Annotated in this window: 4 protein-coding genes; 2 read left to right on the top strand and 2 right to left on the bottom strand. The window is 64.7% G+C overall.

Annotation, left to right across the window (positions count from 1 at the left end; genetic code table 11):
* Window positions 1-12: 12 nt before the first annotated feature.
* Together SS05631_RS17385 and SS05631_RS17380 are read right to left on the bottom strand one after the other, a co-directional pair.
* Window positions 13-1,434: an FAD-binding oxidoreductase gene (locus SS05631_RS17385; protein WP_037418281.1), complete on the bottom strand. Its 1,422-nt coding sequence runs from the start codon at window positions 1,432-1,434 to the stop codon at window positions 13-15.
* Window positions 1,435-1,447: 13 nt separating this feature from the next.
* Complete coding sequence (locus tag SS05631_RS17380; RefSeq protein WP_037418278.1) at window positions 1,448-2,848, bottom strand: VOC family protein; 1,401 nt, start codon at window positions 2,846-2,848, stop codon at window positions 1,448-1,450.
* Between the two features lie 112 nt (window positions 2,849-2,960).
* Here SS05631_RS17380 and SS05631_RS17375 point away from each other — a divergent pair, with 112 nt between their 5' ends.
* On the top strand, window positions 2,961-3,854 hold the full coding sequence (locus tag SS05631_RS17375; protein WP_037418277.1) for a LysR family transcriptional regulator: 894 nt from the start codon (window positions 2,961-2,963) through the stop codon (window positions 3,852-3,854).
* Between the two features lie 347 nt (window positions 3,855-4,201).
* Window positions 4,202-12,808, top strand: coding sequence for a cyclic beta-(1,2)-glucan synthase (gene ndvB / locus SS05631_RS17370; RefSeq protein WP_095678021.1), 8,607 nt, complete (start codon window positions 4,202-4,204; stop codon window positions 12,806-12,808).
* Window positions 12,809-12,993: the final 185 nt, after the last annotated feature.

Raw genomic sequence — 12,993 nt, 5'->3', positions numbered from 1 at the left:
CTGCGCGGCGACCTAACCGAAGCGCACGCTGCCGAGCTTGCCCGGAGAGGTGATCGTCTTCAGGCCGGCGGCCATCTCTTTCAGTTTTTCCGGCGTGTAAAGATCGTAAACTGCCTGGTTGCGGCGACCGATTGCATGCTCTGCGCTGAAGCTGCCTCGATATTGCTCGACCGCGACCGTGAAGACCCATTCGCGCAGGCGCTGTTCGAAGGTCGCATCGGTCAATAGCGGGCTATCTTTCGCAGCGACCAGATTGAAGTGAACGCCGCCGTCGCCGATATGGCCGAAATCGCAAACCGTCACGCCGGGAAATTTCTCCGGCATTTCCGCCTTCATATGGTCGCAGAAGGCCATGATGTCACCCCGGCGGAACGACAGATCGAAGGCGATCAGCTTGCCGAGGTGCTTTACGCCCTCAGAAAGCGCATGGCGCAGTGCCCAGGTCTCGTGCGGCCGCCCGATGAAGGCGTCGGCGAGCGGCGCTTCCTCCAGCTCCCAGATTTCCGCCAGCGCAGATTCGAGAACCGCATCGAGCGGTTGCTCGCCCTCGCGCGGCGCCCATGTTCGGAAGATTTCGGCGAGGATGACGTAGTCGGGAATATTGCCGCCCTGGAACGGATTCCTGAGCGACGGCACATGGGCGAAAGCGGCGGCGATGGCGTTTTTCGACATGCCCTCGAAGGCGGAAAGATAGGCGCCGAGGCGCTCTTCCATGGCCTTCAAGAGCGGCAGCACTTGCGCCCCGCTTGCCGGCACGAGGAAGGCGGTCGCCACCTGCTTCGGAAGTCGCTCGAGGTTGAGCACGCACTCAGTGACGATGCCGAAGGCGCCGGAGGTGCCGATGAAGAGCTGCTTCCAGTCGACGCCGGTATTGTTCTTGCGCAGCTCCGAGTCGAGGTCGAGCACCGTGCCTGCCTCGTCGGCAAGAACCACCTTCAGGCCCAGCGTGTTGCGGCGGACGTCGCCATATTTCAGGAAACGCGAGCCGCCGGTGTTGGTGCCAATCATGCCGCCGAGACGCGGATCGGCGCCGAGGTCGATCGGGAAGAACAGGTCGTGCTCCTCGAGCTTCCTGTTGAGATCGGAAAGACGGAAGCCGGCATCGACGCGAACCGAGCGATTGTCGAGGTCGAGCTCGAAACGGCGGGTGAGCCGATCGAGGCTGAGCACCATTTCAGTGCCGGAACCATCGGGCGTCGAGCCGGAGACGAGGCCGGTATTGCCGGCTTGGGGGATGAGCGCGATGCCGTTGCGCACACAATAGGAAACCGCGGCGGAAGCTTCGGCCGTCGTCGCTGGACGCAAGACGGCGGCGGCGCGACCGCGGTCGTAGCGCGCGCCTACCTCATAAGCTTCCATGTCCTGCTGACGCTCAACGACGCCCTTGTCGCCAAGGAGCTGCACGAGCGCGTCCATATGGTCCTGTTCAATCATCCTTGACCTGTCGTCATTCGGCGGCCACGGCGGCGGTCAAGGCCTTAAGGCAGGCCTCGATCGATGCCTTTTCAATGCCGGCATAGTGGGCGAACTCATCGAGAACGGCGGCGCCGAGATCCGTCTCGAAGCGCTTCTGGTTGGGGCTTGCGACGAATTCCTGCTGCGCGCCGTCGCCGAGGTTCGACTGGAAGATACCGGCGGCGCTGACCGGAAGGAAGTCCTCGTAGACGATCGGATCGAACTGAACGAGGCCTTCGGCGATCAGCCTGTCGAGATCGCGGCGGCCGGGAAGCTTCGTCTGCCGGCCTTTTTCGGTCATAGAATAGCTGAAATAGCCGAGACCCGCTTCACGGATTTCCGCCCAGCTGTCCGGAAAGCCCCTGAATGCGTCGGCGAGCGCCGCTTCATAATCCTGGGCATTGGAGCCATCGGCGGCGGGGCGCACGATGCGGCGCGATTCATCGAGCAGCCGGTCGTAGAGGCCGCGGCCCTTGGGGGTCAGCGCTATGCCGCGCTGTTCGATCTCGCCGAAGCGGGCCGTGTGGGAACCAGCCTTCCAGCCGCCACCGGCGTCGAGGAAGGAAACGGCTTCCTCGAGCGCCTTGAAGGACGTCTGGCGGAGCAGGATGGGGCAATGGCGGGTCGGCGGCCCTTCGACGACGGCCTTCGGCGCGATCCCGTATTCCGGCATCAGCGCCTGCACACGGTCGATGTCGAGGGTGCGCGGCGTCAGGTGGTTGATATGCGGCCCCTTGAACGAGACGACGTCGGCGATCAGTCGGTGGGCGTCATGCAGGCGCTTGTACATGTCGGCGCTGACATTGGCCTTGTCGTGCCAGCGGAAGGTCTCCAGTACCTCGGCGACGAAGCGCTCGGCATCCTTCTTGTCGAGCCCGCCGTCGCGCTCGGCCTTTTCGGTGAGTTCGACCGCGGCAGGCGTGAAGATCCGGCGCTCCTTGAGGATCGCGTCGGCCTCGGAGCGCAGCGTCTCGTCGGCGATCAGATCCAGCCGCAGCAGCGAGGTGAAGACGCGGAACGGATTGCGCTTCAGCGACGCCTCGCCGACCGGGCGGAAGGCGGTGGAGTGCACCGGAACGCCGGCGGTGGAAAGGTCGTAGTAACCGACCGGATACATGCCCATCACGGCGAAGACCCGGCGCATCATCGAGAGCTCCGCCGGTGTGCCGAGGCGGATCGCCCCGTGCCGCTCCTCGGAGATACGGTCGAGCGTATCGGTCGCCTCGAGACGCTCCTTGAGCGCCGCATCCGCCGAAAGCGTGTCGGCATTGACCTTCGCCACCAGTTCCATCAGCGTCCCGTAGGCGGGAACCTCGTTGCGATACATCGCCGACATCGCGGCGGAAAAGGCCGAGCGGATATCGTCGGCGGACACGAAACTATTTTCTTTCACTGGGGCTCGCCTCGCGCTAAGGGTGACGACAAGATCATTCTTAATTCTGATCATATCGGAAGGTGACGGGCTTTGATCGCGTTGCTTCCGACTATGTTGATGCGAGGCTGGAATGAAGTTAAGCCGACGACTGGTTCCCGACGTGACGACGCTGCAGGCCTTCGAATGCGCAGCGCGCCACGGCAGCTTCACCCAGGCCGCGGCCGAGCTCAATCTCACCCAAAGCGCCGTCAGCCGGCAGATCAAGGATCTTGAAACGCAGCTGGGCGTACTGCTCTTCGAGCGGGTCCGCCAGCGGGTCATCCTCTCGGATGCGGGCCAGAAATTCCTGCCGGAAGTTCGCCGCCTGTTACACCAGACCGAGGAGTTGATGGTGCGCGCCATGGCCTCGGCGCGGGCCGATTCGAGCCTTTCGGTCGCCTCGTTGCCGACCTTCGGCAGCCGCTGGCTGGTGCCGCGCCTGCCCGATTTCCTGAGGCGCTATCCCGGTACGGTGTTGAACATCGCCTCGCGCTCCGCACCGTTCGATTTCGACGAGCAGAATTTCGATCTGGCGATTCACTACGGCCAGCCGGTCTGGGCGCGAGCCACTTGCAGCTATCTCTGCAGCGAGGTCATCGTGCCGGTGGCAAGTCCGACACTTCTCGCCGCGAATTCGGTCGAGGCGCTGGAAGACATCGGCGGCGGCCCGCTGCTTCATCTCGCGACACGGCCGAAGCTCTGGGCGCAATGGTTCGATGCGAACGGCATCGACAGTCACGGTGCCTATCGGGGCAACCGCTTCGACCAATTCGCGATGGTCATCGAAGCGGCTACCGCAGGTCTCGGTTTTGCCCTTTTGCCCCGTTATCTGATCGAGCAGGAACTCGCCGCAGGCACGCTGCGGATTGTACTCGATCGACCGATGCAGACGGAAAACAGCTATTATCTCGTCGTGCCGGAAGGCAAACTGGAAAACCCGATCAGCCGCGCCTTCCGGGAATGGATCAGCGAGCAGGTCGGCTGACGCAGCCGGGGAGGGTGGAAAGCAGCCTTTCCGTGGGTCCCCCTTGGGATTGCGACGCTGCCATATACCAGGAAGGGGCCGGACTTGAGGGAAGTATTCATCGAGCCAGCGGGAGCGCGCCGCCGCGCCGCATCGTTGCCGCGGCCGTCCCGCGCAAATCGTTCAAGACGGTGCTCGCAATCCTTGCAAGCCGAAGGCACTGCGGCTAAAAAATGCCACTTTCATGCATCACGCGGCCGTGACATCCAGCGCGCCGTCGGCTTTGCGATCTCTAAGCCCCAGGTCCCGGCCGGCGCCTGCTTCAGCGGGTACCCGGCCCCGGGATGATGAGGGCGGATGGGGGACACATGACCGTGTCTAGAAACGCGCCGGCGCCGCCTGGATCTTCCGGGCCGCAGCCACTTCGGCAGATCAACGAGAACCGGGCCCATCAACCCCGGTTGGAACAAGAATCCATACCCATGCTGCAACAAACGACGTCGTCCAACACACAACCGGAAGCGAAGCAAATCGATTACAACGATTCGATCCGTTCGACCTATTTCTCGATCGACGACCTCAGGGCATGCGGGGCCGAGCTTGCGTTGAACGGCGTTTCCTCCCTGCCGGGGTTCTTTCCCTTCGAGTTCCGCACCAGGCATCGGGAGAACGAAAAGGAAATCTTCCGCGTCTACCGGGCGACGGCGGCCGATGTCGAAGCCGGGGCCTCGATCACTCCGGCGGCCGAGTGGCTGCTCGACAACCACCACGTCGTCGAGGAAGCGATCCAGGAGGTCCGGCGCGACTTTCCGCGAAAATTCTACCGCCAATTGCCGACGCTGTCGGTCTCCGGAACGACCATACCGCGCACCATGGCGCTTGCCTGGCTCTTTGTGGCCCACACGCACAGCACAGTTTCGCGGGAGACCGTCACCGCGATGGTGGAAGGCTTCCAGGAGCATGAGACCTTAAAGATCGGCGAGTTGTGGGCACTGCCGTCGATCCTTCGCTTCGTGCTCATCGAAAACCTCAGACGCATCGCGATCCGCGTCGAACGCTCACGCGGCATGCGGCGGAAGGCGAACGAGGTGGCCGACCAGATCATCCGCCTCGGCGATCCGGATCGATGCCGGGCGCTGCTGGCGGATTCGGAAGCGCTCGCCGCCGACAATACCTTCATCGCCCAGCTTCTCTACCGCATGCGCGACGGGTCGCAGACCTCCGGCGCGGTCATCGCCTGGATCGAGGAGCGGCTGGAGCGCCGCGGCACCGACGTCGAGGAGGCGCTGGTTGCCGAGCAGAACCGCCTGTCGTCCGGCAATGCGACGATGAGCAACATCATTCGCGGCCTGCGCGAAATCGACGACACCGACTGGGCCGTCTGGTTCGAGAGCGTCAGCAAGATCGACGCGACGCTGCGCGAAGGCTCCGACTATTCGGCGCTCGATTTCGGCTCGCGCAACAAGTATCGCGACACGATCGAAAAGCTCGCCCGCCGGTCCGGCTACAGCGAGCACGAGGTCACCGAAACCGCGATCGAGATGGTCGAGGAGGCGAAGGCCGCCGCCGCCGTCGAGGCTCCGCTGCATGAGCCGAATGTCGGCGCTTTCCTAGTCGGCAAACGCCGCAAGGATCTGGAGAGGCGGATCGGCTATTCGCCGTCGGTGCTGCAGCGGATGATCCGCCTGGTGCGCAAGCTGGACTGGTTTGCGATCGCCGGGCCGAACATCCTCCTGACCATCCTGGCGATGATCGCCGTCTATGCCTTCGTCAGCCCGATGGACATTCCGAGCGGCGCCAAGCTGATCATGCTGCTGCTTTTCGCGCTCCCGGCCTCCGAGGGCGCGATGGGCCTGTTCAACACGCTCGTCACGCTCTTTGTCAGGCCGTCGCGGCTCGTCGGCTACGAATTTCTCGACGGCATACCCGAGGATGCCCGCACGCTGGTCGTGGTGCCGTGCCTGATCGCCAAGCGCGACCACGTCGACGAACTGGTGCGCAATCTCGAGGTCCACTATCTCGCCAACCCGCGCGGCGAGATCTATTTCGCGCTCTTGAGCGACTGGGCAGACAGCAAATTCGAGGAGACGCCCGCCGATTCGGATGTGCTCGAATATGCGAAGCGCGAGGTGGCGGCGCTCTCGGCCCGCTACGCCTATGACGGCAGGACCCGCTTCTTCCTGCTGCACCGCCGCCGGCTCTACAACGAGGCCGAAGGCGCCTGGATGGGCTGGGAGCGCAAGCGCGGCAAGCTGCACGAGCTCAACCTGCTGCTGCGCGGCGATCGCGACACCTCGTTCCTCCAGGGCGCCAACACCGTGCCGGAGGGCGTGCAATATGTCATGACGCTTGATTCCGACACGCGCCTGATGCGCGACGCGGTGACGAAGCTGGTCGGCAAGCTTTACCACCCGATCAACCGGCCGGTCGTGGATCCCCATGGCCAGAAGGTCGTCGCCGGCTACAGCCTGCTGCAGCCGCGCGTGACGCCGTCGCTGACGACGGGCAGCGAGGCCTCGGCCTTCCAGCGCATCTACTCGATCAACCGCGGCATCGATCCCTATATCTTCACCGTCTCCGACGTCTACCAGGACATCACCGATGAAGGCAGCTTCACCGGCAAGGGCCTCTACCACGTTGATGCCTTCGAAGCTGCGCTCAAGGGGCGCATCGAAGAAAATGCGGTGCTCAGCCACGACCTGCTCGAGGGCTCCTATGCGCGCTGCGCGCTGGTCACCGACATCGAGCTCGTGGAGGACTTTCCGACCCGCTACGAGGTGGAAATGTCGCGCCAGCACCGCTGGGCGCGCGGCGACTGGCAGCTCCTGCCTTACATCTTCAGCCTTGCGAACGGCCTCTCCATGCTCGGCCGCTGGAAGATGTACGACAACCTGCGCCGTTCGCTGATCCCCGTCGCCTGGCTCGCGGCCTCCGTCATGGGTTGGTACTACATGGAGCCGGCGGATGCGCTGATCTGGCAGATCGTGCTGATCTTCAGCCTGTTCGTCGCCCCGACGTTGTCGCTCATCAACGGCATCATGCCGCGCCGCAACGATATCGTCGCCCGCGCGCATATCCACACGGTGCTTTCCGACATCCGTGCCGCCAATGCCCAGGTCGCCCTGCGCATCGTCTTCATCGCCCACAATGCGGCGATGATGGCGGACGCGATCGTCCGCTCGCTCTACCGCACCTTCGTCAGTCGCAAGCTGATGCTCGAGTGGCGCACGGCCGCGCAGGTCCAGAGCGCCGGCCATGGCTCGATCGGCGACTATTTCCGCGCCATGTGGACGGCGCCGGCTCTCTCCCTCGTCTCGCTAGCGCTCGCCGCCATCTCCGACACCGGGCTGCCCTTCATCGGCATTCCCTTTGCCCTCGTCTGGGCGGCGTCGCCGGCGGTCGCATGGTTCGTCAGCCAGTCGGCGGAAACCGAAGACCAGCTCGTCGTCTCCGACGAGGCGATCGACGAGATGCGCAAGATCGCCAGGCGCACCTGGCGCTATTTCGAGACCTTCGTCACCGCCGAGCAGAACTTCCTGCCGCCGGACAATTTCCAGGAAACGCCGCAACCGGTGCTGGCGGAACGCACCTCGCCCACGAATATCGGCGTCTATCTTCTCTCGGTAATGTCGGCGCGCTCCTTCGGCTGGATCGGCTTCGAGGAGACGATCACCCGGCTCGAGCAGACCATTGCGACGATCGATCGCATGCCCAAATACCGCGGCCATCTGTTCAACTGGTACCGCACGCGGGGCCTCGAAACGATGGAGCCGCGCTATATCTCGTCGGTCGACAGCGGCAATCTCGCCGGTCACCTGATCTCGGTCTCGTCCATGTGCCGGGAATGGGCCGAGGCGCCCTCCGCCCATGTCCAGGGCAATCTCGACGGCATCGGCGACGTAGCGGCGATCCTTGCCGAGATTCTGGCCGAATTGCCGGACGACCGCAAGACTGTCCGGCCCCTCAGGAAGCTGATCGAAGAGCGTATCGCCGGCTTTCAGAACGCGCTTGCCGCGGTCAAGCGGGAGCACGAATTCGCGTCGATCCGGGTCATCAACCTGGCGGTGCTTGCCCGCGACATGCACAAGCTGACCCTCAATCTCGACCACGAGGTCCGCAGCGCCCAGAGCGGCGAAGTGGCGAAGTGGGCGGGCTCGCTGGTGGCGACCTGCGAGGCGCACATCGCCGACGGCGTCTTCGATCTGGGTGCGATCGATTCGCTGCGCCAGCGCCTGCTGGTGCTGAAGGACCGGGCCCGCGACATCGCCTTCTCGATGGATTTCAGCTTCCTGTTCCGGCCGGAGCGGCGGCTGCTGTCGATCGGCTACCGGGTGAATGCCAACGAGCTCGACGAGGCCTGCTACGACCTCCTGGCTTCGGAAGCGCGGCTGACCAGCCTGTTTGCGATCGCCAAGGGGGATCTGCCGACCGAGCATTGGTACAAGCTCGGACGGCCGATCGTGCCGATCGGTGCGCGCGGCGCGCTCGTCTCCTGGTCCGGCTCGATGTTCGAATATCTGATGCCGCCGCTCGTCATGCAGGAGCGCCAGGGCGGCATCCTGAACCAGACGAACAATCTGGTGGTGCAGGAGCAGATCAACCATGGCCGGCGTCTCGGCACCCCGTGGGGAATCTCCGAGGCTGCGTTCAACGCGCGCGACCACGAACTGACCTACCAGTACACCAATTTCGGCGTGCCGACGCTTGGCCTCAAGCGCGGTCTCGGCCAGAACGCGGTGATCGCGCCCTATGCGTCGATTCTGGCCTGCATGTACGATCCGAAGTCGGCGCTCGCCAATCTCGCGCGCCTGCGCGAGGTCGGGGCGCTGGGTGCCTATGGCTACCATGATGCGGTGGATTTCACGCCAACGCGGGTGCCCGAAGGGCAGAAATGCGCCGTCGTGCGCAACTACTATGCCCACCACCACGGCATGTCGATCGCCGCGGTCGCGAACGTCGTCTTCAATGGACAGTTGCGCGAATGGTTCCACGCCGACCCGGTCATCGAGGCGGCGGAACTGCTGCTGCAGGAGAAGGCGCCGCGCGACATTCCGGTGATGGCGGCCAAGCGCGAGCCCGAATCGCTCGGCAAGGGCCAAGCCGACCTGCTTCGCCCGGAGGTCCGGGTCATCGAAGACCCGCTGTCGCAGGATCGGGAGACGGTTTTCCTGTCGAACGGCCACTATTCGATCATGCTGACGGCGAATGGCGCCGGCTATGCGCGCTGGAACGGCCAGGCGGTCACCCGCTGGAAACCGGATCCGGTAGAAGACAGGACGGGAACGTTCATCTTCCTGCGGGACACCGTGTCCAGCGAGTGGTGGTCGGCGACCGCCGAGCCGCGCCGCATCGAGGGCGAGAAGACGCTGACCCGCTTCGGCGACGACAAGGCCGAATTCGTAAAGACAGTCGGCGATCTGACGAGCGAAGTCGAATGCATCGTCGCCACCGAACACGATGCCGAAGGCCGCCGGGTGATTCTGCTCAATACGGGCACGGAAGACCGCTTCATCGAGGTCACCTCCTATGCCGAGCCGGTGCTTGCCTATGAAGACGCCGACAGCGCGCATCCGGCCTTCTCGAAAATGTTCATCCGCACCGAGATCAGCCGGCAGGGCGACGTCATCCGGGTGTCGCGCAACAAGCGCGGCCCCGGCGATCCCGATATCGAGGTCGCGCATCTCATCACCGACAATGCCGGGAGCGAGCGCCACACCCAGGCGGAAACCGACCGTCGCCGCTTCCTCGGCCAGGGCCGCACTTTGTCGGAGGCCGCTGCCTTCGACCCGGGCGTGAGCCTGTCGGGCACGGACGGCTATACGCTCGATCCGATCATGGCGCTCCGGCGCGTCGTCAGGGTTCCGGCCGGCAAGAAGGTCAGCGTCATCTTCTGGACGATCGCCGCCCCGGACCGCGAGGCGGTCGACCGGGCGATAGACCGCTATCGCCACCCGGAAACCTTCAATCACGAACTCATCCATGCCTGGACCCGCAGCCAAGTGCAGATGCGCCATGTCGGGATCAGCTCGAAGGAGGCGGCGAGCTTCCAGATGCTCGGCCGCTATCTCGTCTATCCGGACATGCATCTTCGCGCCGACTCGGCGAGCGTCAAGAGCGGCCTCGCCTCCCAGGCGGCGCTATGGCCGCTGGCGATCTCCGGCGACTTCCCGATCTTCTGCCTGAGGATCAACGACGACGGCGATCTCAACATCGCCCGCGAGGCGCTCCGCGCGCAGGAATATTTGCGGGCCCGCGGCATTACCGCCGATCTGGTGGTGATCAACGAGCGCGCCTCGTCCTATGCGCAGGACCTGCAGCACACGCTCGATTCGATGTGCGAGAACCTGAGGCTGCGCGGCCTGTCGGACGGCCCGCGCCAGCACATCTTCGCGGTGCGCCGCGACCTGATGGAGCCGGAGACCTGGTCGACGCTGATCTCGGCTTCACGTGCCGTCTTCCACGCCCGAAACGGCACGATCACCGACCAGATCGCCCGGGCCGCCGCCCTCTACGCAAAGCCTGCGGAAGAGGCTAAGGAGCGGCCGCAGATGCTGCTGCCGGTGAACCAGGATGGAGCCGGCGGACGGGAGGCGACCGTCTCCGGCGAGGATCTCGAGTTCTGGAACGGCTTCGGCGGCTTTGCCGACGACGGCCGCGAATATGTCGTGCGGCTGCGCGGCGGCGAAGCGACGCCTCACCCGTGGATCAACGTCATGTCCAACGAGGGCTTCGGCTTCCACGTCTCGGCCGAGGGGGCAAGCTTCTCCTGGAGCCGCAACTCGCGCGACTACCAGCTGACCCCCTGGACCAACGACGCCGTCGTCAACCGTCCGGGCGAGGCGATCTTCATCCGCGATATGTCCAGCGGTTCGGTGCTGACGCCCTATGCTTCGCTCTCGCGGCGCAAGTCGGCGATCTTCGAGGCGCGCCATGGCCTTGGCTATTCGCTCTTCAGGAGCAAGCAGGACGAGCTCGAGATCGAAGCGGCCCATACCGTGCACCGGTCGCTGCCGGCCAAGCTGGTCCGGCTGTCGATCGTGAACCGCGGTTCGGCGACCCGCAAGCTGCGCATCTACGGCTATGCCGAGTGGGTGCTCGGCAACAATCGCAGCCGCACCGCGCCTTTCGTGCTCAGCGAATGGCAGGCTGCTTCGAAGGCGCTTCTCGCGACCAATCCCTATAGCATCGATTATGCCGGACGGACGGCCTTCTTCGCCATCGACGGCGCGCCGGCGAGCTACACGGCGAGCCGCCGCGAGTTCCTCGGCCGGAGCGGCGCAATCCTTGCCGCGCAGGCCGTGCTGTCGGGGGCCGAGCTTTCCGGGGCGATGGAAGTGGACGGCGATCCCTGCGCCGCGCTTGCGACGGATCTCACCATCGAGCCGGGCGCCGAGCGGCAGATCACCTTCTTCCTCGGCGACGCCGACAGCAAAGACCAGGTGGACGGAATTCTCCAAGAATTGCGTGTCGGTTCCTTCGACGGAACGCTGGAGGCGTCGAAGGCCTTCTGGAGCGAGTTCACCGGCGTCGTGAAGGTGAAGACACCCGACCGGGCCTTCAACCACATGGTCAATCATTGGCTCCCCTACCAGAGCCTCGGCTGCCGGATCATGGCACGCTCGGCCTTTTACCAGGCGAGCGGCGCCTTCGGCTTCCGCGATCAATTGCAGGATACGCTCGCCTTCCTCACGCACCGGCCCGAACTGGCACGGGCGCAAGTGCTGAACGCCGCTTCCCGGCAGTTTGTCGAAGGCGACGTGCAGCATTGGTGGCTGCCGGGCTCCGGCGCCGGCGTCCGCACGATGATTTCCGACGACGTCGTCTGGCTCGCCTATGCGGTGGCGCACTATTGCACGGTCACCGGCACGAAGGACATTCTCGACGAGAAGCTGCCCTTCATTGTCGGGCCGGCGCTCGAGGAGGGACAGCACGACAGCTTCTACACGCCGGAAATCGCCGATGAGGTCGCCGACATTTACGAGCATTGCGCCCGCGCTCTCGATCTCGCCATCAAGCGGACCGGGGCCAACGGCCTGCCGCTGATCCTCGGCGGCGACTGGAACGACGGCATGAACCGCGTCGGCGAGGCCGGCGAGGGCACGAGCGTCTGGCTCGGCTGGTTCCTGGCGGGCGCCTTGCGGGCCTTCCTGCCTCATGCGCGCGAACGCAAGGACGAAGCCCGCATCGCGCGCTGGGAGACGCATCTCGATATCGTCAAGCGGGCGCTCGACGAGGCCGGCTGGGACGGCGACTACTATCGCCGCGGCTATTATGACGACGGCACGCCGCTTGGCTCGGCGGAAAACAACGAATGCAGGATCGATTCGATCGCGCAATCGTGGAGCACGCTCTCGGGCGAGGGTGACGCGGAGCGTTCCAGGCGCGCCATGGACGCTGTGTTGGCGGAACTCGTCGATCCGGAAAAGCGCATCGTCCGGCTGTTCACGCCGCCGCTCGAAAAGACCAAGCAGGATCCGGGCTACATCAAGTCCTATCCGCCGGGCGTGCGCGAGAATGGCGGCCAGTATACCCATGCGGCCACCTGGGTCGTGCTGGCCTTCGCCACCCAGGGGCGGCCGGAGGAAGCCTGGCGGGCCTTCCAGATGCTGAACCCGATATCGCATGCGCGCAGTCGCGAAGACGCCGAGCATTACCGCGTCGAACCCTATGTGGTCGCCGCCGATATCTATGGCGAGGGCCCGATTGCCGGCCGCGGCGGCTGGACCTGGTATACGGGTTCGGCGGGCTGGCTCTACCGCGCCGGCCTCGAGGGCATCCTCGGCATTCGCCAGCGAGGCGACAGGCTGGCGATCCAGCCGGTCCTGCCCGAACAGTGGGACGGCTATTCCGCCGAGGTCCGGCTGAACGGCGCCACGCACCGGATTTCCGTGAGCCGCGACAAAAAAACCGGTGGGGTGATCGTCAGCGTCAATAATAGTGTCACAAAAAACGCGCATGAAGGCATTTTGCTGTAAGCGCCGGAATTGAATCGGAGAGGAACCGGCTTTGTACCGAACGTGCGAGGCCGGTTTTTCTTTGCGCCAATTTTGGAGCGCGCCCTGACTTTCGGGCCGCGATTTCATCGACGCTGCCAAGCGCCCTTTGAGGGCGGCGGCGTCCGGTTTTCAACAAGGGGTGGGGCGGGGCGCCAAATCCCGGA

Origin of the sequence: Sinorhizobium sp. CCBAU 05631, assembly GCF_002288505.1 — a bacterium.
GTDB classification, from domain to species: Bacteria; Pseudomonadota; Alphaproteobacteria; order Rhizobiales; family Rhizobiaceae; genus Sinorhizobium; species Sinorhizobium fredii_C.
The sequence above is the reverse complement of the archived record's forward strand: the minus strand, read 5'-3'. Positions and strand labels throughout refer to the sequence as shown.